Raw genomic sequence first — 20,245 nt, 5'->3', positions numbered from 1 at the left:
CATGCCTGCAGACGAGGGTCAGGCACTCCCGGCCTGCGGCGCGAGTGCGATCAGCAGCCCGCGCGCCGCCTTCAGCCGGGTATCGGCATCGGGCAGATCCAGGGTGATGCGCAGCCGGTCTGGGCCGTCCATGCGGTAGTGCTTCGACTGGCCCTGGATCAGGCGGATCACCGCCATCGGATCGACCGACGGCTTGTCCAGGAACTGCAGCCGCCCGCCGCCCGGGCCCAGGTCGAGCTTGCGGATGCCCAGCGCGGTCGCCTGCAGCCGCAGTTCGGCGATCGCGAACAGGTGCCTGGCCGGATCCGGCAGCAGGCCGAAGCGGTCGATCATCTCCACCTGCAGCTCGCGCAGTTCGGCGCCGTCGCGCGCGGAGCTGATGCGCTTGTACAGCGTCAGGCGCGTGTGCACGTCGGGCAGGTAGTCTTCCGGGATCAGCGCAGGCACGTGCAGTTCGACGTCGGCGCCGCGATCCAGCGGCTCGTCGATGTCGGGCAGCTTGCCCTGGCGGATCGAACGCACCGCGCGCTCGAGCAGCTCGGTGTAGAGGCTGAAGCCGACCTCGGCCATCTGCCCGCTCTGGTCCTCGCCGAGCAGTTCGCCGGCGCCGCGGATCTCGAGGTCGTGGGTCGCGAGGGTGAAGCCGGCGCCGAGCTCGTCCATCGAGGCGATCGCCTCGAGGCGCTTCTGCGCATCGGAGGTGATCGAACGCCGGTCGGGCACCACCAGGTAGGCGTAGGCGCGGTGGTGCGAGCGGCCGACGCGCCCGCGCAACTGGTGCAGCTGCGCCAGGCCGAACTTGTCGGCGCGGTTGATGATGATGGTGTTGGCGTTGGGGATGTCGATGCCGGACTCGATGATGGTCGAGCACAACAGCACGTTGAAGCGCTGCTTGTGGAAGTCCAGCATCACCTTTTCCAGCTCGCGCTCCGGCATCTGGCCGTGGGCGATGCCGATGCGCGCGTCCGGCACCAGCTCCGAGAGCTGGCGCTGCATGCGGCCGATGCTCTCGACGTCGTTGTGCAGGAAATACACCTGGCCGCCGCGCGAGAGCTCGCGCTGGAACGCCTCGCGCAGCATCGCGTCGTCCCAGGCGTGGACGAAGGTCTGCACCGCAAGGCGGTGCGCGGGCGGAGTGGCGATGATCGACAGGTCGCGCAATCCGGCCATCGCCATGTTGAGCGTACGCGGGATCGGCGTGGCGGTGAGGGTGAGCAGGTGCACGTTGGCGCGCAGCGCCTTTAGCGCCTCCTTCTGACGTACGCCGAAGCGCTGTTCCTCGTCGACGATGACCAGCCCCAGGTCCTTGAACTTCACGTCCTTCTGCAGCAGACGGTGGGTGCCGACGATCACGTCGAGCGTGCCCTCGGCGATCTTCCCGATCTCGGCCTTGATCTCCTTCGTGCTCTTGAAGCGCGACAGCACCTCGACGCGCAGCGGCCAGTCGGCGAAGCGGTCGCGGAAGTTGCGGTAATGCTGCTCGGCCAGCAGGGTGGTCGGCACCAGCACCGCCACCTGGCGGCCCGCGGCCGCGGCCACGAACGCCGCGCGCACCGCCACCTCGGTCTTGCCGAAGCCGACGTCGCCGCAGACCACGCGGTCCATCGGCTGGCTGGAGCCGAGGTCGCGGATCACCGCCTCGATCGCCGCGTGCTGGTCCGGCGTCTCCTCGAACGGGAACGCCGCGGCGAACGGTTCGTACATCGCGCGATCGAGCGGCAGCGCCAGCCCGGCGCGCGCCATCCGCCGCGCCTGGATCTCCAGCAGTTCGGCAGCCACGTCGCGCACCTTCTCGCGCGCCTTGCGCTTGGCCTTGGCCCATTGCTCGCCGCCGAGCGAATGCAGCGGCGCGGTCTCGGCCGACGCGCCCGAGTAGCGGCTGACCAGGTGCAGCTGTGCCACCGGCACGTACAGGCGGTCGCCCTTGGCGTACTCGATGTCGAGGTACTCGCCGGCCTGGCCGCCGGCCTCGAGCGTGACCAGGCCGCGGTAGCGGCCGACGCCGTGGTCCTCGTGCACGATCGGCGCGCCTTCGCTGAGCTCGCCCAGGTCGCGGATGATCGCCTCGGGCTCGCGGCCCGCGCGCTTGCGCCGGCGCGGCTGCGCGGCGCGCTCGGGGAACAGCTGGCGTTCGGTGAGGATCGCGACCGGACCGCGTCCGGTGCCGTCGTCGTCGAGCGCGAAACCGTCGTCGAGCGGCGCCACCGCGATCGCGAACCCGATGTCGTTCCCGCGCAGGCGGGAACCCATGGGCGTGGTTCTTCCTTCCGCTGCGACCGCCCCGGCATTCCCATCGCCGCCGCCCCCGGAGTCGGAAAGGAAGGCGGCGAACCCGGTCAGCACCACCGGCTTCAATCCCGCCGCGTCCAGCAGTTCCAGCAGCGCCTCGCGGCGTCCGGCCGAATCGGCGGCGATCAGCGTCCGTCCGCTGTAGCTGGACAGGAATGCGCCCAGCGCGGCACCCGGTTCGCTGTCGCGCGCGGACAGCGGCAGCACCGGCGCAGGCTGGTCGCCCAGCGCGCTGGCCTGGGCGTGGCGCGGATGCGCCGTGTCGCACAGTTCGATGCGTTCGCCGGCGTTGAGGCGCTCGCGCAGGGCGTCGGGCGTCAGCCACAGTTCGGCGGGCGGCAGGATCGGGCGTTCGATGTCGTGGCGCAGCTGCTCGTAGCGTTCGGCGGCCTGCCTGCAGAAATGATCGGCCGCCTCCAGCGCGCCGTCGTCGACCAGGGGCAGGGTGTCGGGGGCGAGGTAGTCGAACAGGGTCGCGGTCGTGGCGAAGAACAGCGGCAGGTAGTACTCGATCCCGGCCGGCACGATCCCGGCCTTGAGGTCCTGTACCAGGCCGCTGCGGCGGGTGTCGATGTCGAAGCGCGCGCGCAGCGCGTCGAGCGCGGCGGACAGGGCGACGTCGTCGGTCGGGATCTCGCGGCCGGGCAGCATGCGCATCGCGTCGACCCGGTCGAGCGAGCGCTGGGTTTCCGGGTCGAAGGCGCGGATCGATTCGATGCTGTCGTCGAACAGTTCGACCCGGTAGGGCTGGTCGGCGCCCATGGGGTAGACATCCAGCAGCCCGCCGCGCACCGCGAAGTCGCCCGGGTCGAACACCTGCGGCACGTTGCGGTAGCCAGCGCCCTCGAGCCGGCGCTTCTCGGCGTCGAAGTCGAGCCGCTGGCCGACGCGCATGTCGAACGCGCTGCCGACCACGTGGCGCAGCGGCGGCAGCCGCTGCAGCAGGGTCTGCACCGGGACGATCACGATCGCCGGCTGCGTCAGCGACGGTAGCCGCAGCAGCGTGGCCAGGCGCTGGGAGACGATGTCCGGGTGCGGGCTGAAGCGGTCCCAGGGCAGGGTTTCCCAGTCCGGGAAGACCACCACGGGCAGGCCCTCGTCGCCGCCGAGCAGGGTGCGCAGGTCGGTTTCCAGCTGGTGCGCGGCGTGGTTGTCGCGCGCGATCAGCAGCAGCGGGGCCGTGCGCGCACGCGCGGCACGCGCGACATGCCAGGCCAGCGCGCTGCGGCTGGCGGGCATGCGCCACCAGGCGCGCGGCTGGCCGGGCCGCGGCAGCGGCGGAGCGGTGGGACGTTCTGGGGGCATCGATCGGCAATCCGGAAAAGCGCGGCGGCGCCGGCAACGGGGTTGCCAGCGCGCGGAACGGGTTATTTTAGCGTGGCGCGCGGGGCGCGGCCCCGGTGTCGCGGCGCAGGGGCCTCAGCTTTCGTCCCGGCGCAGCCACTGCAGCCGGTGCGAGCCGCCCCGCGGCGCGAGCGCATCGCGCAGCGCCGGCAGCAGTGGCGCCAGGGTCTCTTCGAAGTGCCACGGCGGATTGCACAGCAGCAGGCCGCTGCCGTTCATGCGCAGCGCGGATTCTTCCGGTTGCACCATCAGTTCGACGCACAGCGCCGATTTCGCCGGCAGTTTCGCCGCGCGGCGCAGGAACGGTTGCACCGTCGCGCGCTGCTTGATCGGATACCAGAGCATGAACATGCCCTGCGGCCAGCGCAGCAGGCCCGCGCGCAGCGCGGCCAGCACCGGGTCGAGCTCGGCGCGCTGCGCTTCGTAGGGCGGGTCGACCAGCACCAGGCCGCGGCCGATGCGTGCCTGTCCGCTCTTCGGCGGCAGCAGCGCGGAGACCGCGGCATAGCCGTCGCGCTGGTGCACGCCCACCCGCGGATCGCCCGCGAACTGGTGCTTCAGCGCGGCCGCCTCCCCCGGCTGCAGCTCGCAGCAGGCGATGCGATCGTGCTCGCGCAGCGCATGCGCGAGCAGCCAGGGCGATCCCGGATAGGCGGTGTCCCCGTGCTGCGCGCGGCAGGCGGCGATCGCCCCGCGATAGCGCGCCAGCGCCGGCGAGGCCCGGCGTCGCAACAGCGCCTCGACGCCGTCGTCCGCCTCGCCCGTCCTCCGCGCGTCGCTGCCGTCGAGCAGGTACAGGCCACGGCCTGCATGGGTATCGAGCGCGAAGCACGCCGACGGCTTCGCCACCAGCGCATCGCACAGCGCGAGCAGCACGGCGTGCTTGAACACGTCGGCGTGGTTGCCGGCGTGGAAGGCGTGGCGGTAGTTCATTGGGGTGGAGCCGGGAATGGGGAATGGGGAATGGGGAATGGCCGGTTGAAGGGTGAGGACTCCTTGGACATGATCGGATCCCGCCGGGAGGCTGGCGGATCCTGCGATTGCCCATGGGGCGACGAGCATGGCGCCTGGGGCCCCGGTTGTCATCCCGAGCGCAGCGAGGGATCTGCGTGGGATGCTCCGGCAGCGTCCAGCAGGATCCCTCGCTGCGCTCGGGATGACAAACCTTTACGCTTTCGCGGACGCGGAGCATCGTCTCGTGCCCGCTGCCGATCGCGTCTCCCTTCCACCTCCCGATCCCTCGTCCGCTCCCCAGACCCGACCGATTCACGATTCCCCATTCCCCATTCCCGGCTCCAACCCATGCCCCACATCCTGCTGGTCGAAGACGAAACCGCGATCGCCGCGACCGTGCTCTATGCGCTGCGCGAGGACGGGCACGAGGCGACGCACTGCCTGACCGCGGGCGATGCGCTGCAGGCGGCGGCCGCGACGCGCTTCGATCTTGCGATCCTCGACGTCGGCCTGCCGGACCTGGGCGGCTTCGCGCTGTGCCGCAGGCTGCGCGAGGCGCGCGACCTGCCGGTGATCTTCCTGACCGCCCGCCAGGACGAGGCCGACCGCGTGCTGGGCTTCGAACTGGGCGCCGACGACTACGTGCCCAAGCCGTTTTCGCCGCGCGAGCTGGTGGCGCGCGTGCGCGCGGTGCTGCGGCGCAGTCGTGCCGCCGGCGAGGAGGCGCCGCGTGCGCTGGCCGCGGGGTTCGAGCACGACGACGAGGGCCTGCGCATCCGCTACCGCGGCGAACTGCTGGTGCTGACCCGCTACGAGTACGGTCTGCTGGCGGCCCTGCTGGCGCGTCCCGGCGCGGTGCTGAGCCGGGCGCAGCTGATGGACCGCGTCTGGGGCGAGTCGCTCGACACCGGCGACCGCACCATCGACACCCATGTCAAGACCCTGCGCGCGAAGCTGCATGCGATCGCGCCCGAGGCCGATCCGATCCGCACCCACCGCGGCCTCGGCTACTCGCTCGAGGCCGGTTGAGCCCGCCATGAAGATCGGCCTGCGCATCCTGCTCGGCTATTTCGTGATCGTCGCGCTGGCCGGGATCCTGCTGATGCGCGTGTTCGTCCAGGAAGTGAAGCCCGGCGTGCGCCAGGCGATGGAGGACACCCTGGCCGACACCGCCAACGTCCTGGCGGAGCTCGCGAGCGACGACATGCTCGCCGGACGCATGGCCGACGGCGCGTTCGCGGCGCGCATCGCGAAACTGGAGCACCGCGACATCGGCGCCAGGATCTGGGACTTCGAAAAGCAGGGCGTGAGCTATCGCATCACGGTCACCGATGCGAAGGGCATCGTCGTGTACGACTCCGCGGGGCGCGACGTGGGCCGCGACAACTCGCGCTGGAACGATGTCCACCGGACCCTGCGCGGCCAGTACGGCGCCCGCTCCACCCGCAGCGACCCCGACGACGACTCATCGTCGGTGATGTACGTGGCCGCGCCGATCCGCGACGGCCTCGGCGCCGATGGCGGCGACATCATCGGCGTGCTCACGGTGTCCAAGCCCAACCGCACGATCGAGCCCTTCATCCAGCGCAGCGAACGCATCGTCCGGCGCTGGGGCCTGGTGTTGCTCGGCGCCGCGCTGGCGATCGGCCTGGCTGCCGCGTGGTGGCTCTCGCGACAGATCGGCGGCCTGCAGCGCTACGCGCGCGCGGTCACCGAGGGCGAGCGCGCCACGCCCCCGCGCTCGGCGGGCGAGTTCCGGGAGCTGGGCCTGGCGCTGGAGACGATGCGCGACCGGCTCGAGGGCAAGCAGTACGTGGAGAACTACGTTCATGGTCTCACCCACGAACTCAAGTCGCCGCTGACCGCGATCCGCGGCGCGGCGGAACTGCTGGAGCAGCCGCTGCCCGAAGCCGACCGTATCCGCTTCGCCGGCACCATCCGCGAGCAGGGCGAGCGGCTCACCCGCACCATCGACGCCCTTCTGGCGCTCGCGGCGGTGGAGCACCGCCAGCGGATCGAACAGCCGGAAGCGATCGACCTCGCCGCGCTGGTGGCCGACGCGGTCGCCGACGCGGGCATGCGCGCGTCCGAGGCCGGCGTGCGCATCGAGTCCCGGATCGAAGCCGCACTGCCGCCGCTGCGCGGAGACCGCTTCCTGCTGCGGCAACTGCTCGGCAACCTGCTCGACAACGCGATCGACTTCTCGCCCGAGGGCGCGGCCGTCGGATTGTCTGCGTCCACGGACGGCGCCGGTGTGCGGCTGGAAGTGGCCGACGCCGGTCCCGGCGTGCCCGACTACGCGCTCGACCGCGTGTTCGAACGCTTCTATTCGCTCCCGCGCCCGCGCACCGGCGCCCGCAGCAGCGGCCTGGGCCTGAGCTTCGTGCGCGAGGTCGCGGCGCTGCACGGCGGCGAGGCAGCGGTGCACAACCGTCCCGAAGGCGGCGCGGTGGCGATCGTGCGCCTGCCCGCGACCTGACTCGCGCCACGGTCGCGCCGCTTCACCCCGGCTTCACCCTTCACCCATCGTCCCCCCGCATGCGCCGCGCAACCTGCCGTCCACTGACCCGGACCCGGAGTGTGTGCGATGAGGCTGTGGCTGAAGATCCTGATGGTGCTGGGCATGACCCTGGCGATCCTGGTGCCGCTGATGCTGATCCGCGGCGTGATCCACGACCGCCAGGCCCACCGCCAGGAGGCGGTGCGCAGCATCGCGCGCAGCGAGGCGGCCGCGCAGGGCATCGCCGGACCGGTGCTGGTGGTGCCGTGGACCGAGATCGTCGAGGTGGAGGAGAAGAACGACCGCGGCGACGTGGTGCGCACCGTGCGCCGCGACGGCGAGAGCGGCGAATGGCTGTTCTTCCCCGAATCGCTGGACCTGGAGGGCACGATGACGCCCTACACGCGCCGGCTGGGCCTGCACGAGATCCGCATGTACACGCTCGCCGGCCAGCTGTCGGCGTCGTTCGACGTGCGCATCCCACGCGATCTCGATCCCGCCCTGCCGCGCAGGATCGGCCAGCCCCGGCTGGGTTACGGCATCGCCGACGTGCGCGGCCTGCGCGGCGCGACCAGGCTGCAGGTCGGTGGCGTCGACATGCCGCTGCTGCAGGGCCAGGGCCATCGCGACCAGCCCGGCGTGCACGTCGGCCTGGCGGTGCCGGTGGCCGGCGCGCGCCTCGCCCTGGACACCCGGCTGGAGTTCGAGCTCGCCGGCGCCGAGTCGCTGTCCGTGGCACCGCTGGCGCAGCGCAACCGGATCGGCCTGTCCTCGCGCTGGCCGCATCCGCTGTTCAATGGCGCGTTCCTGCCCGTGTCGCGCAGCATCGGCGCCGACGGGTTCGAGGCGGCGTGGGAGGTGTCCTCGCTGGCGACGAATGCGCAGGCGCAGTACCGCAACGGCGCAACCCTTTCGACCGCCGCCCGGGTGCCCGGGTCGACCCCTGCGGAAGAGGGCATCGACGCGATCGGGCTGTCGCTGGTGGAGCCGGTCGACGGCTACGCCCAGGCCGATCGCGCCAGCAAGTACGGCATCCTGTTCGTGCTGCTGACCTTCGTCGGCTTCTTCATGTTCGAGCTGATCAAGCAGCTGCGCATCCACCCGATCCAGTACGCGCTCGCGGGACTCGCCCTGGCGATCTTCTTCCTGCTGCTGGTGAGCCTGTCCGAGCACGTCGCGTTCGGCTGGGCCTATCTGGTCGCGAGCGTGGCCTGCATCGGCCTGCTCGGCTTCTACCTCTCGCACGTGCTGCGCAGCCGCGCGCGCGGTGCCGGTTTCGCGATGACGCTGGCGACGCTGTACGCCGCGCTCTACGGCCTGCTGGTGTCGGAGGACAATGCGCTGGTGCTCGGCGCCGGACTGCTGTTCCTGATCCTGGCCGCGATCATGGTGGTCACGCGCAAGGTCGACTGGTACCACCTCTCGCCCGGCGGAGTGCCACGGACGCCCTGACGATCGCGCCCGACGGGGCAGCGCCCGCCGATACCGGCGCGCCGCCCTTCGCCAGCCGGTCCCGACGCGTGCATCATGTCCGCGTGGCCGCGAAGGCGGCCGCCCGGCGGCATGCGATGCATCGGCGCCGGTTCCGGGAACCCGCGAGGCGCACGCATGCAGGAGACGAGGATCGAGGTCGTGGGCGGAGCCGGGGCGACGCGGTACCTGGATGATGTCGCCGCTCTGCGCATGACCGTGTTCCGCGAGTGGCCGTATCTCTACGACGGCGATCCGGTCTACGAACGCGACTACCTGGCGGCCTATGCCGGCTCGCCGCGCAGCGTGTTCGTGCTGGCCCTGGACGGCGCGCGCGTGGTCGGCGCCGCCACCGGCATCCCGCTGGCCGACGACGCGCCTGCGTTCCAGGCGCCGTTCATCGCGCAAGGGCTGGACGCAGGCGAGGTGTTCTATTTCGGCGAATCGGTGCTGCTGCCGGCGTATCGCGGACGCGGCATCGGCCACGCCTTCTTCGACGGCCGCGAGGCGCACGCGCGGGCGCTGGGCGGGTTCGCGTGGACCGCGTTCGCGGCGGTCGACCGCGATCCCGGCGACCCGCGAAGGCCGAAGACCCACCGCGGCAACGAATCGTTCTGGTCCGGGCGCGGCTATGTGCGCCGGCCCGGGCTGACGATGCGGATGGCATGGCGCGAGCTCGGCAACGGGGACCGCGACCACCCGCTGACGTTCTGGATGCGCCCGCTGGAGGCGGCATGAAACTCGCGGCGGCACGCTACCCCATCGGCCGACCCGCCAGCTTCGCCGCGTTCGCGGAGCTGCAGCGGCGCCTGCTCGGCGATGTCGCGGAGCGGGGCGTGCGCATCGCACTCCTGCCCGAGTACCTGTCGCTGGAACTTGCGGCGACGTTCGACGACGCGGTTGCCGCCGACCTGCACGCCTCGCTGGCGGCGATCCAGCGCCATCGCGAGGACTGGTTGCGGCTGTATTCCGGGATCGTGCGCGACACCGGCCTGCTGGTCGTGGCCGGCACCTTCCTGCTCGACGCCGGCGGCGGCCGCTACCGCAACCGCTGCGACCTGTTCCTGCCCAACGGCGGGCATGCCTGGCAGGACAAGCTGCAGCTGACCGGCTTCGAGAAGCACGTCGGCAGCATCGAAGGCGGCGACGCGCTGAAGGTGTTCGAGTTCGAGGGACTGCGCCTGGGCGTGGCGGTCTGCTACGACGCCGAGTTCCCGTTGCCGGTGCGCGCCCAACGCGAGGCCGGCGCGCGCCTGCTGCTGGTGCCCAGCTGCACCGATACCGACGCCGGCGCCACGCGCGTGCGCGTGGGCTGCCTGGCGCGCGCGCTGGAGAACCGCTGCTTCGTGGCGCAGTCGGTGACGTCCGGCGAGGCGCCCTGGAGTCCGGCGCTGGACGTCAACACCGGCGAGGCCGCGGTGTATGCGCCGATGGACGTGGGCCTTCCCGCCGACGGCGTGCTCGCGCAAACGTGCGGTGCAGGAGAGTGGGCGATCGCCGAAGTCGACGTGGCCGCGCTCGAAGACTCCCGCGCGGGCGCGCAGGTGGCGAACGATCGCGACTGGCCCGGGCAATCCCTGCCGGGCCTGGTGAATGCGCGGGTCGAGCATGTGGGCTGAAGATCGGCCGGAGGGCCTGCAAGGCATCGCCGGCGCCGCAGGCGTGGCCGCCAGGCGCGGCGCTACAGCCCCGGCAGCGGCATCCCGATCCACAGCGACAGTGCCGCCAGCGCGCCGCCGATCGCGGTCGCGGCCAGCACGTCGCTCGGGTAGTGCAGGCCGAGTACCACGCGCGAGACCGCGACGCTGGCGGTGAACGGCAGCAGCAGCCATGCCAGCAGCGGGTAGTGCGCCAGCGCCACCACGGTGAACGCGACCGCGTGCAGGGTGTGTCCCGAAGGGAAGCTGAATTCGTCCAGCGGTGCCACCCATGCGCGGATGCGCACGTCGGCCGCGAACGGGCGCGGGCGACGGGTCCAGCGCTTGAGCCGCTTGTACAGCAGCAACGCCACCGCGCCGGTGACCGCCAGGTGCGCGCTGGCCGCCAGGCCGCGCCAGCCGTCGAAGGCCACCAGCGCGCCCATCAGCGCGTACCAGAACATGCCGTCGCCGAGCCGGCTGATGGCGGCGAAGTAGCCGCGGATACCGCGCGACGATCCGGCGCGGTTGGCGCGCAGGCACCAGCCCGAGTCGCTCTGCGCCCAGCGGCTAGGCGGCGGCGCGGCGGACATTCGCCGGATCCCCGTTGCACAACCCGGACAGCAGCGTGTCGAAATCCTGCGCCACGCGCTGCGGAGACAGGCCCAGCACGGCTCCGCGCGCGGCGGCACCCATCTCGCGCATCCGCGCCATCGCGTCGTCGCCGCCGGCGATCCGCTCCACCGCGGACAGGAAGGTCGCCTCGTCGCCGGACGCGATCGCCGCGCCGTGTTCGCCGTCGCGCAGGTGCTCGCGCGCGGCGCCGTAGTCCCAGGCGATGGTGGCGATGCCGCTGGCCATCGCCTCCAGGGTGACGTTGCCGAAGGTCTCCGAGCGGCTCGGGAACACGAACAGGTCGGCGCTGGCGAACAGCCGTGCCAGGGCTTCGCCGCGGACGATGCCGGTGAACACGAAGTCCGGGTTGTCCCGTTGCAGCGCCTCGCGCATCGGACCGTCGCCGACCCACACATAGCGCGCGTCGGGGCGTCGTGCCTGCAGGCGGCGGAACCCGCGCACGGCAAGCGCGAGGTTCTTTTCCGCGGCGATCCGGCCGACATGGATCAGCAGCGGCGCGCCGGGACCCACGTCCAGCTCCGCACGCAGCGCATCGTCGCGTCGCGCAGGGTCGAACAGCTGCGTATCGACCGCTCGCGGCAGCAGGCGCACGCGTTCGAAACCCGACCGGTCGAGGAACGACTCCAGTTCCCGGGTCGGCACCAGGGTGGCGTCGGCGCGGTTGTGGAAGTGCCGCATCCAGCGCAGCGCCACCGGTTCCAGCCAGGGCATGGCGTAGTCGCGCATGTACTCGTCGAAGCGGGTGTGGAAGCCGGTGGCCACCGGAATCCCGAGCCGCCGCGCCGCGCGCAGCGCCGACCAGCCCAGCGGGCCTTCGGTGGCGACGTACACCGCGTCCGGGCGCGAGTCGCTCCAGGCGCGTGCCAGGGTGCCGGTGGCGGGCAGGCCCGCGCGCAGGCCGGGATAGCGGGGCAGGGCGACGCCGCGCACCAGGGTCTCGCCCGGATCGGCGGCCGTCGCCCCGTCCTGTCGCGGCCGCACCAGCGACACCTCGTGCCCGCGTGCGCGCAGGCCGCCTTCCAGCGACTGCACCGTCAGCGCCACGCCGTTGACCTCGGGCGGGTAGGTTTCGGTGACGATGGCGTAGTGCATGGGACCTCCGCGTTCGCCACATGCTGCGCGGTGGGCATGAAACGCGGATGGCAGGCGCGTGACCGCGCCATGACGGTGCTCGATGGCATGCGCTTGCGCCATGCGGGCTCCCGTTGCGGCCGGGATGCCACGGTTGCCGCCGCGCGAGGCGCGCAGGGCCGCGATCGCGCGTTGCGGGCCGGCGCTCTAGTCGACGCTGATCGCGAGCTGCACGCCCAGCGGCGCGATGTCGGACGGCTCGCCTTCGAGGTCCGCGCGCAGCAGCGGCCGGTTCTCGAGCCAGCGGCGCGCAAGGCGCAGGGTCATCCGGTTGTCCTGCACCTCGAGGTCGAGCCGCGGGATTTCCTCGGTGTCGCGCGCGCGATGCAGCAGCGCCGAAACCCGCAGCAGCGCCGCGGTCCGGCGCGCCGCGCCCAGGAGCCGGTCGGGCAGGGCATCGAACGCCGACTTCGGGATTTTGCGGCGGTGGGTGCGCACCAGCGCGGCGAGGAACTGCTGTTCCTGGCGGGAGAAGCCGGCGATGTCGGAATGCTCGATCACGTAGGCGCCGTGCACCTGGTACTGGCTGTGCGCGATCGCCAGTCCCAGCTCGTGCAGGCGCGCGCCCCAGGCCAGCATCAGCAGGTCGTCGGGGTCGAGCTTCCACGCCGGCGCGGCCTGCTCGAACAGGCGGATCGCCGTGGCCTCCACCCGCGCCGCCTGCGCCTCGTCGATGCCGTAACGCTGGGTCAGCGCGAGGATCGAGGCCTCGCGCGGATCGTGCTCGCTGCCGCGGCCGAGCATGTCGTACAGCACGCCCTCGCGCATGGCCGCCTTGCTCACCGCCATGCGCGACAGCCCGAGCGCGCCGAACGCGGCCTCCAGCACCAGGATGCCGCCGGTGATGATCGGGCGACGATCCTCGGACAGGCCCGGCAGGTCGATCGCGGCGATGCTGCCCGCCTGCAGCAGGCGGTCGCGCACCTGCGGCAGCGCCTCGGCGGTCACTGCGCCCTTGGTGAGCTTCATCGCCGCGCAGATCTCGCCGATCGCCTTGCAGGTGCCGGATGCGCCGATCGCCTCGTCCCAGCCCAGCGCCCGGTAGGCGTTGGCGAACTGCTGGAACTCGGCACCGACCTCGATCACCGCCTCGCGCCACTTCTTGCGCGACAGCTTGCCGTTGCCGAAGAAGCGGCGGGTGGTGGCGATGCAGCCGACCTGCAGGCTCTCGCGCTCGATCGCCTGGAAGCCGCGGCCGATGATGCATTCGGTGGAACCGCCGCCGATGTCGACCACCAGCCGCAGGCTGCCGGGCTTGGGCGGCTGCGCGTGGGCGACGCCGAGGTAGATCAGGCGCGCCTCCTCGCGGCCGGAGATCACCTCGATGCCGTGTCCGAGCGCGGTTTCGGCCGGCACCAGGAACGCCTGCGGCGCCGCCAGCAGGCGCACCGTGTTGGTGGCGAGCGCGCGCACGCGCTGCGGCGGGATGTCGCGGATGCGTTGTCCGAACCGCGCCAGGCAGGCCAGCGCGCGCTGGCGCACATCCAGCGACAGGCCACCCTTCTCATCCAGGCCCTCGGCCATGCGCACCGTTTCCCGCAGCCGGTCGACGATGCGCAGCTGGCCCAGCGTGTAGCTGGCGACCACCATGTGGAAGCTGTTGGAGCCCAGGTCGATCGCGGCCAGCATGTCGCCGTCGCGCAGGGGCGAGGTCAGCGAACCGGCACGGGCAAGCGCGTCGATCATCCGCAGAGTCTGGCCAGCAGGAAGGCTTGCGCCGAGTGCGGCATCGTATCGCCTTCCGGCACGAGCTTGCGGTACACCCCGTCCTCGTGCAGTTCCCAGGCGTTGAGGTTGTCGGCCAGGTAGTTGTCGAGCGCTTCCTCCCTGACCCGCGCGGCGAGCTCCGGATCGAGCACCGGGAAGCAGGTCTCCACGCGCCGCAGCAGGTTGCGTTCGAGCCAGTCGGCGCTGGCGCAGAACAGTTCCGGCTGGCCGTCGTTGCCGAACCAGTACACGCGGTGGTGCTCGAGGAAGCGGCCGATGATCGAGCGCACGCGGATGTTCTCCGACACGCCCGGCACGCCCGGGCGCAGCGAGCAGGCGCCGCGCACGATCAGGTCGATCGACACACCGGCCTGCGAGGCCGCATACAGCGCGCGCATCACCTGCGGCTCGTTGAGCGCGTTCATCTTGGCGATGATGCGGCCGGGGCGTCCGGCGAGCGCGTGCGCGGTCTCGCGCTCGATCCGCGCCAGGATCCCGGCATGCAGGGTGAAGGGCGACTGCAGCAGGCGCTTGAGCGAGATCGCCGGCGCCAGGCCCGACAGCTGCTGGAAGATCAGGTGCACGTCGTTGCCGATGTCCGGATCGGCGCTGATCAGGCCGAAATCGGTGTACACGCGCGCGGTGCCGGAATGGTAGTTTCCGGTGCCCAGGTGCACGTAGCGGCGCAGCTTGCGGCCCTCGCGCCGCACCACCAGTAGCATCTTGGCGTGGGTCTTGTAGCCGACCACGCCGTAGACCACCTGCACGCCGGCCTCCTGCAGCCGGTCGGCCAGGCCGAGGTTGGCTTCCTCGTCGAAACGCGCGCGCAGCTCCACCACCACGGTGACGTCCTTGCCGTTGCGCGCGGCCTGCACCAGGTGCTCGACGATCGGCGAGTCCTTGCCGGTGCGGTACAGCGTCTGCTTGATCGCGAGCACGTTCGGGTCTTCGGCCGCCTGCTTGATCAGCTCGAGCACGGGGACGAAGGAGTCGAAGGGGTGGTGCAGCAGCATGTCGCCCTGCGCGACCAGGTCGAAGATCGCGTCGCCGTGCTTGGGCAGGCGCGGCTGGAAGGGCGGGAACTTCAGGTCCGGACGCTGCACCAGGTCGTAGACCTGGATCACGCGGTTGAGGTTGACCGGCCCGTCGATGCGGTAGACCGCGTTTTCGGGCAGCTCGAAGTTCTGCAGCAGCGAGCGGACGATCGGCCTGGGGCAGTCGGCGGCGATCTCCAGCCGCATCGCGCGCAGATAGCCGCGTCCCTGCAGCTCGTCGCGCAGCGCCAGCGCCAGGTTCTCGACCTCCTCCTCGTCGACGATCAGCTCGGAGTTGCGCGTGACCCGGAACTGGTAGGCCCCCTTGACTTCCATCCCGGGGAACAGCTCATGCACGAATTCCGACAGCACCGAGGACAGGAACACGAAGTCGTACTCGCCGCCGGAGATGCTCTCGGGCAGCTGGATGATGCGTGGCAGCGAGCGCGGTGCGCGCACGATCGCGAGGTTGCCGACCCGGCCGAAGGCGTCGCGCCCCTTGAGCACGACGACGATGTTGAGCGACTTGTTGAGGATCTTCGGGAACGGGTGCGCGGGATCGAGGCCCAGCGGCGAGAGCACCGGCATGATCTCGTCGCGGAAATAGGCGCGCAGCCAGCGGCTCTGGCGTGCGGTCCACTGCGCGCGGCCGAGCACGCGCACGCCGCTGCCGGTGAGCGCCGGGCGCAGCACCTTGTTCCAGCAGCGGTACTGCGCCTCCACCAGTTCGGCGGCGCGGTCGTGGATGCGTCGCAGCACGGTGGCCGGCGCGAGGCCGTCGGGCGGCGTGGGCACGGTGCCGAAATCCTGTGCGTGGCGGACAGTGGCGGCGCGGATCTCGAAGAACTCGTCGAGGTTGGTGCACGAGATGCACAGGTAGCGCAACCGTTCCAGCAGCGGCACCGCCTCGTCCAGCGCCTGCGCCAGGACGCGGAAATTGAAATCGAGCTGCGACAGCTCGCGGTTGAGGTAGAGCGCCGGATCCAGCAACGGATCGTCGTCGCCGGCGGTGGGCGCCTCGGGCGCCGCGGACTTGCGCGCGCCGTCGCCCGCCCTGGGGCGGCGCGGGCGCTTGACGGGCGTCGCCTGACCGTCGGCGGGCCGCTTCACGAGCCCGCTCCCGGCCTGCCGTCACGCGGTTGCACGCGCTCGAGGCCGAAGTGGCAGGAGAAGACGCTGCCGCGCCCGACTTCGCTGGCGATCTCCAGGCGCGCGTGGTGCAGGTTCAGCACGTGCTTGACGATGGCCAGGCCCAGGCCGGTCCCGCCGGACTCGCGCGAGCGGCTGGTCGAGACCCGGTAGAAGCGTTCGGTGATCCGCGGCAGGTGCGAGGCGGGGATCCCCAGGCCGCTGTCGCGCACCGACAGGGCGACTCCCTCGCCGTCGCGATCGAGGCGGATCACGATGCTGCCGCCGGCCGGCGTGTAGCGCACGGCATTGCTGACCAGGTTGGAGAAGGCACTGTGCAGTTCCTTGGTCGAGCCGATGAGGTCGATCCCGGCGGCGTCTTCGGCCGAGACAAGGTGGCGGCCCTGGCTCAGCGCCTCGGCCTCGCGCCGCAGGGTGGACAGCATCGAGTCCATCGCCACGGTCTCGCTGTCGATGCCATCCTGCGCCTCCAGCCGCGACAGCGTCAGCAGGTCTTCCACCAGCTGGGTCATGCGCTGCGACTGCAGCTGCATCTCGGCCAGCATCGGCGCCCACTCGGGGTGTTCGTCGGGATCGAGCATGTCGAGGTAGCCGTGGACCACGGTCAGCGGCGTGCGCAACTCGTGCGAGACGTTGGCGACGAAATCGCGGCGGACCTGTTCCAGGCGCATCATCTTGGTGACATCGCGCGCGACCACCAGCCACAGGTCCTCGGAATAGGGGATCAGGCGCAGGTTCAGGCGGATGTCCGCGGAGGTCGGCGAGGGCGCGTCGAGCAGCGGTTCGGCGTTGCGCCCGGCGGCCAGCCAGCGTGCGATCTGCAGCGCGTGCAGGCTTTCGCCCAGGGGCCGGCCGATGTCGCGCGGATAGCGCAGGCCGAGCAGGCCGGTGGCGGCTTCGTTGAACCACTGCACGCGCTGGCTGTTGCGTTCGACCACCACGACCGCGTCGGGCAGCGCCGCGGCCACCGCGCGATAGGCGCGCAGCATCGCCACCAGCCTGCGCTTGCGTCCGCGCATGTTCTCCTGGTTCGACCGCAGCTGCCGCTCGAGCTCGTTCCAGACGCCCTCGCCGCGCGCGAGCGGTTGCCGCTGGCGCGAAGTCAGGCGCGCCAGCACGCGGCGCAGTCGCCAGTAATGCCACGCGACCACGCCCAGCGCCGCGAGCGTGAGCGCCGGCCACACCTGGCCCAGCAGCAGGCCGAGCCCCAGCGCGACCGCCAGCACCAGCGCGAGCTGGCCGAGGGTCCGGGTCCACGCGGCGCGGGCACTTGGAGACATGGATGAAGGGCCGTGATTGGTGGATTGGTGATTGGAAAAGCGGTTGCAGTCTTCGCGCAGTTGTCGATCTTGCCGCTTTTCCTGTTTCGAATCACCAATCACGAATCACGAATCACGGTTTGCGAATCACCAATCACGTATCACGAATCACGGCCCTCATTCACACCGCCGCGGAAAAGCGGTAGCCCGAGCCGCGCACGGTCTGCACCATCGCGTCCAGGCCCGCCGGTTCCAGCGTCTTGCGCAGGCGCCGGATGTGGACGTCGACGGTGCGCTCTTCGACGTAGACGCTGCCGCCCCACACGTGGTCGAGCAGTTGCGTGCGGCTGTAGACCCGCTCGGGATGGGTCATGAAGAAGTGCAGCAGCCGGTATTCGGTGGGGCCGATGCTCACCGGCTCGTCGCCGGCGAACACGCGATGGGCGGCGCCGTCGATGCGCAGCCGGCCGACGGTGACGCTGCCATCCTCGTCGTCCTCGCGCGATCGCCGCATCACCGCGCGGATGCGCGCCAGCAGTTCGCGCGCGGAGAAGGGCTTGACCACGTAGTCGTCGACGCCGGCCTCGAGCCCGCCGACCCGGTCGTTCTCCTCGCCGCGCGCGGTGAGCATGATGATCGGCACCTCGCGGGTCAGGGTTTCCTTGCGCCAGCGGCGGGCCAGCTCCAGGCCGCTGGTGCCGGGCAGCATCCAGTCGAGCAGGATCAGGTCGGGCACGCGGTCGGCGATGGACGTCTGCGCCTCGCGGGCGTCGCCGGCATGGGCCGGTTCGAAATCGCCCTTGCGCAGGGCGAAGGCCACCATCTCGCGGATCGCGGGTTCATCGTCGACGATCAGGATGCGTTTCTGCACGGGGGGTCCTGCGATGCCGGCGGGAGGCCGATGCAGGCATTAGACGACAGTTTTGTGACCGAAATATGACCCGCCCGGGCCCGCCCGGGGCCGCTTCAGCGGCGGCGGTGCAGGTCGGGGTCGCGGATGCCCTGTCGACGCAGTTCCAGTACCACCGGGGTGATCGCGGCGATGCGGGCGTCGATCCTGGCGCGGGCGTAGTAGTCGAGGTCGTCGCGCTTCTTCAGCGTATTGAGCTGGACCAGCGCCTGCTCCTCGCGGCCGCCGAGGAATGCGGCCTCGGCCCAGGCCTCGCCGGCCCGCACCGGATCGCCCGCGATCTCGCTGGCGCGGGCGAAGGTGCGCTGGAACGCGGGATCGCCGCCGCTCGCGAACAGCAGCGGACGCAGCACCTCCTGGGCGCGGCGACCGGCTTGCGGGGTGTTGCGCGCGACCAGCACGTCGGCATAGCCCAGGGCGACCGCGGGATTGCGCGGCATCCGCTCCAGCAACGCCTCGAACCGCCGGTCCGCGGCCGCGGCGCGCCCGGCATGCGCGTCCGCCTCGGCGAGGCCGATGCCCAGCCACAGGTCGCCCGGATGGCGTTCGAGCAAACCGGCCAGGTGGGTCGCCGCTTCCGCGCCACGGCCCGCGCGCAGGTAGGCCACCGCCAGCCCGTAGCGCTGCGCATCGTCGAGCGGCCCGCTTCTGGCGATGCTGTCGTATTCCCGGATCGCGGCTTCGGGCGTGTTGGCGCTGAGCACCCGCAGGCGCTCGCGTGCCCAGCCGAATTCGCGGCTCTCGCCCGCGTCCAGGCCGCCGCCCAGGCTCAGGGTGGAGGGCAGCAGCGGGTTGTCGATCAGGCGCAGCCCCTCGGGCACCGCCACCCCGTCGATCGTCACCCGCTGCGTCCGCGACGCTTCGGGCGTCGAGACGGTTCCCACGACGGTGCCGCCCGAGAGCCGCTCGGCGCGGTCCTTGGCCTCGCTGATGCGGGTGGTCGTGACCGGGTGGCTCCTCAGGTAGTCGGGCAGTCGTTCGCGCTCGCCGCCCTGGTTGGTGCGCGAGACCGCATGCATGCGCTCGAACATGCTGGCCATCGCCTCGGGCTCGTAGCCGCTGCGCGACAGCGTGCGGATGCCGATGCGGTCGGCCTCGGACTCGTTGGAACGCGTGTAGTTGATCTGACGTTGCGCCATCAGGCCCTGGGCACTTGCCATCGCCGCCATCGCCGCGTCGTCGGAGGAGTTGCCGCCGGCCGATTGCGCGATCGCGATCGCGCCGAGCATCGCCAGCAGGATCGGGATGCTGTCGCGCTGGGCGCGCTCGACGCCGCGCAGCACGTGGGCCTGGGTGACGTGCGCGACCTCGTGGCCGAGCACCGCGGCGACTTCGTCCTCCGTTTCGGCCGCCAGCACCAGTCCGGCATTCATGCCGATGTAGCCGCCCAGGGTGGCGAAGGCGTTGATGCTGCGGTCCTTCATCATGAAGAAGGTGAAGCGCTGCTCCGGATCGTCGCTGGCCGCGGCGAGGCGGTTGCCGGTGGCCTGCAGCCAGCCGTCGACCAGGGGATCCTCCAGCACGTAGTCATAGTGGCGCAGCTGCGCCAGCAGCATCCGGCCGTATTCGGCCTGTTGCGCGGGCCCGAGCACGCTGCCGGCGGACGAGCCGATGTCCGGAAGCCGGTTCTCCTGCGCCGGCGCGCAGACGCTGGCGACCAGCAGGACCAGCAGGGCGGTCAGCAGCACGGTGGCGTGGCGGGCGGGGCGCAGGCGCATGGAGGATCTTCCGGAAAGTGGGCCAAGCATGAGGGGCCGTCCCACCGAACGAGTGAATCCGATGTTAATCGGCCGCAGCGTTTCGCGCGTGAGGGTGGAAAAGCCGAAGGCGGGAGCCCACCATTCGACCCCATACCGCAACCCGGGTTCCCCAGCATGGGACAGGACGCCACGCCAGCCGCCGCGCAACCGCCGATCACGCTCTACACCAGCGCGATCTGCGGCTATTGCGTGGCCGCGAAAACCTTCCTCCGCAGCCGCGGGCTGAGCTGGGACGAGGTCCGCGTCGATCTCGATCCGGCCGAGCGCGAAGCGATGGTCGCCCGCAGCCGCCGCAGCACCGTGCCGCAGATCTTCATCGGCGAGGTGCACGTGGGCGGCTACGACGACATGATGGCGTTGCACCGGGCGGGCAAGTTCGACGAACTGTTGCGCTAGAGGCGCGGCCACGGTCGCGGACGGACGCTGCGCGGTGCGCGGGCCGCCTGGCCCGGCGCTGCGTGGCCA

At 71.4% G+C, this 20,245-nt stretch carries 15 protein-coding genes; 6 read left to right on the top strand and 9 right to left on the bottom strand.

Annotated features, from left to right (window positions below):
- Positions 1-18 precede the first annotated feature (18 nt).
- Complete coding sequence (mfd, locus tag FZO89_RS03785; protein ID WP_149102002.1) at positions 19-3,594, bottom strand: transcription-repair coupling factor; 3,576 nt, start codon at positions 3,592-3,594, stop codon at positions 19-21.
- A 114-nt stretch (positions 3,595-3,708) separates the two neighbouring features.
- Positions 3,709-4,566, bottom strand: a complete 858-nt coding sequence (locus FZO89_RS03780; protein WP_149102001.1) for a 23S rRNA (adenine(2030)-N(6))-methyltransferase RlmJ — start codon at positions 4,564-4,566, stop codon at positions 3,709-3,711.
- A 369-nt stretch (positions 4,567-4,935) separates the two neighbouring features.
- On the opposite strand from FZO89_RS03780, the gene creB reads away from it, so the two are divergent.
- From creB to FZO89_RS03755, 5 genes are all read left to right on the top strand, one after another.
- Entirely contained in the window at positions 4,936-5,616 is a 681-nt protein-coding gene (gene creB, locus FZO89_RS03775) for a two-component system response regulator CreB (protein WP_149102000.1), read from the top strand.
- 7 nt (positions 5,617-5,623) lie between these two features.
- The gene (creC, locus tag FZO89_RS03770) at positions 5,624-7,066 is read left to right on the top strand and encodes a two-component system sensor histidine kinase CreC (RefSeq protein WP_149101999.1); all 1,443 of its coding nucleotides are present in this window, start codon (positions 5,624-5,626) and stop codon (positions 7,064-7,066) included.
- A 99-nt stretch (positions 7,067-7,165) separates the two neighbouring features.
- Positions 7,166-8,539, top strand: coding sequence for a cell envelope integrity protein CreD (gene creD / locus FZO89_RS03765; protein ID WP_149101998.1), 1,374 nt, complete (start codon positions 7,166-7,168; stop codon positions 8,537-8,539).
- 156 nt (positions 8,540-8,695) lie between these two features.
- Positions 8,696-9,295 carry a GNAT family N-acetyltransferase gene (locus tag FZO89_RS03760; RefSeq protein WP_149101997.1) on the top strand — a complete coding sequence of 200 codons (600 nt, stop codon included), beginning with the start codon at positions 8,696-8,698 and terminating at the stop codon, positions 9,293-9,295.
- Positions 9,292-10,176, top strand: a complete 885-nt coding sequence (locus tag FZO89_RS03755; protein WP_149101996.1) for a carbon-nitrogen hydrolase family protein — start codon at positions 9,292-9,294, stop codon at positions 10,174-10,176. Before FZO89_RS03760 ends, FZO89_RS03755 begins: the two co-directional genes overlap by 4 nt.
- Positions 10,177-10,238: 62 nt before the next feature.
- Here FZO89_RS03755 and FZO89_RS03750 read toward each other — a convergent pair whose 3' ends face one another.
- The 7 genes from FZO89_RS03750 to FZO89_RS03720 form a co-directional block, all read right to left on the bottom strand.
- Positions 10,239-10,787 (bottom strand): phosphatase PAP2 family protein, encoded by a 549-nt coding sequence (locus FZO89_RS03750; RefSeq protein ID WP_149101995.1) that lies wholly within the window; start codon positions 10,785-10,787, stop codon positions 10,239-10,241.
- Positions 10,765-11,922, bottom strand: a complete 1,158-nt coding sequence (locus FZO89_RS03745) for a glycosyltransferase family 4 protein (RefSeq protein ID WP_149101994.1) — start codon at positions 11,920-11,922, stop codon at positions 10,765-10,767. Before FZO89_RS03745 ends, FZO89_RS03750 begins: the two co-directional genes overlap by 23 nt.
- A 186-nt stretch (positions 11,923-12,108) precedes the next feature.
- Positions 12,109-13,647: an exopolyphosphatase gene (gene ppx / locus FZO89_RS03740; RefSeq protein ID WP_149101993.1), complete on the bottom strand. Its 1,539-nt coding sequence runs from the start codon at positions 13,645-13,647 to the stop codon at positions 12,109-12,111.
- The gene (gene ppk1 / locus FZO89_RS03735; protein ID WP_262378688.1) at positions 13,644-15,692 is read right to left on the bottom strand and encodes a polyphosphate kinase 1; all 2,049 of its coding nucleotides are present in this window, start codon (positions 15,690-15,692) and stop codon (positions 13,644-13,646) included. The genes ppx and ppk1 overlap by 4 nt, the downstream gene beginning before the upstream one ends.
- A gap of 116 nt (positions 15,693-15,808) precedes the next feature.
- Entirely contained in the window at positions 15,809-17,131 is a 1,323-nt protein-coding gene (gene phoR, locus FZO89_RS03730; protein ID WP_149101991.1) for a phosphate regulon sensor histidine kinase PhoR, read from the bottom strand.
- Between the two features lie 160 nt (positions 17,132-17,291).
- Positions 17,292-17,981, bottom strand: a complete 690-nt coding sequence (phoB, locus tag FZO89_RS03725) for a phosphate regulon transcriptional regulator PhoB (protein ID WP_149101990.1) — start codon at positions 17,979-17,981, stop codon at positions 17,292-17,294.
- 95 nt (positions 17,982-18,076) lie between these two features.
- Positions 18,077-19,738 (bottom strand): M48 family metalloprotease, encoded by a 1,662-nt coding sequence (locus FZO89_RS03720; RefSeq protein ID WP_149101989.1) that lies wholly within the window; start codon positions 19,736-19,738, stop codon positions 18,077-18,079.
- Positions 19,739-19,894: 156 nt separating this feature from the next.
- Here FZO89_RS03720 and grxC point away from each other — a divergent pair, with 156 nt between their 5' ends.
- Positions 19,895-20,176: a glutaredoxin 3 gene (gene grxC, locus FZO89_RS03715; protein ID WP_149101988.1), complete on the top strand. Its 282-nt coding sequence runs from the start codon at positions 19,895-19,897 to the stop codon at positions 20,174-20,176.
- Positions 20,177-20,245: the final 69 nt, after the last annotated feature.

Origin of the sequence: Luteimonas viscosa (assembly GCF_008244685.1) — a bacterium.
GTDB classification, from domain to species: Bacteria; Pseudomonadota; Gammaproteobacteria; order Xanthomonadales; family Xanthomonadaceae; genus Luteimonas; species Luteimonas viscosa.
The sequence above is the reverse complement of the archived record's forward strand: the minus strand, read 5'-3'. Positions and strand labels throughout refer to the sequence as shown.

Coding starts and splice junctions, on each gene's coding strand:
- mfd (WP_149102002.1), bottom strand. CDS start 3,594: ATGCCCCCAGAACGTCCCACCGCTCCGCCGCTGCCGCGGCCCGGCCAG.
- FZO89_RS03780 (WP_149102001.1), bottom strand. CDS start 4,566: ATGAACTACCGCCACGCCTTCCACGCCGGCAACCACGCCGACGTGTTC.
- creB (WP_149102000.1), top strand. CDS start 4,936: ATGCCCCACATCCTGCTGGTCGAAGACGAAACCGCGATCGCCGCGACC.
- creC (WP_149101999.1), top strand. CDS start 5,624: ATGAAGATCGGCCTGCGCATCCTGCTCGGCTATTTCGTGATCGTCGCG.
- FZO89_RS03760 (WP_149101997.1), top strand. CDS start 8,696: ATGCAGGAGACGAGGATCGAGGTCGTGGGCGGAGCCGGGGCGACGCGG.
- FZO89_RS03755 (WP_149101996.1), top strand. CDS start 9,292: ATGAAACTCGCGGCGGCACGCTACCCCATCGGCCGACCCGCCAGCTTC.
- FZO89_RS03750 (WP_149101995.1), bottom strand. CDS start 10,787: ATGTCCGCCGCGCCGCCGCCTAGCCGCTGGGCGCAGAGCGACTCGGGC.
- FZO89_RS03745 (WP_149101994.1), bottom strand. CDS start 11,922: ATGCACTACGCCATCGTCACCGAAACCTACCCGCCCGAGGTCAACGGC.
- ppx (WP_149101993.1), bottom strand. CDS start 13,647: ATGATCGACGCGCTTGCCCGTGCCGGTTCGCTGACCTCGCCCCTGCGC.
- phoR (WP_149101991.1), bottom strand. CDS start 17,131: ATGTCTCCAAGTGCCCGCGCCGCGTGGACCCGGACCCTCGGCCAGCTC.
- FZO89_RS03720 (WP_149101989.1), bottom strand. CDS start 19,738: ATGCGCCTGCGCCCCGCCCGCCACGCCACCGTGCTGCTGACCGCCCTG.
- grxC (WP_149101988.1), top strand. CDS start 19,895: ATGGGACAGGACGCCACGCCAGCCGCCGCGCAACCGCCGATCACGCTC.